Source organism: Streptococcus sp. HMSC070B10 (genome assembly GCF_001808665.1).
GTDB lineage: Bacteria > Bacillota > Bacilli > Lactobacillales > Streptococcaceae > Streptococcus.
Genome location: NZ_KV794181.1, coordinates 1 through 209, shown reverse-complemented (window position 1 = coordinate 209; position 209 = coordinate 1). Strand labels below are relative to the sequence as shown.

Annotated in this window: 1 protein-coding gene; it reads right to left on the bottom strand. The window is 37.3% G+C overall.

The genetic code is table 11. From position 1 onward, the window contains the following. On the bottom strand, positions 1-209 hold a 209-nt coding region (locus HMPREF2613_RS05630; RefSeq protein ID WP_142350481.1), incomplete at both ends, for a mucin-binding protein.

The window sequence follows — 209 nt, the reverse complement described above, 5'->3', positions numbered from 1 at the left end:
AATTTAGCTTCTTGTGTTACTGTTTTTGGTGTTCCATCTTCATTTAATACTGGAGTTCCATCTTCGTACACATAAGTGATTGTACGTGTAACAGTTTTGTTTAGATCTTTTTCTTCCAAGCCAGCTGGGTATTTAGGTCCATCTGGGTTATTTGGATCTACTGGAGTTCCTGGTGTTTTTGGTTGATCTGGTGTTACTGTAACTTCTTT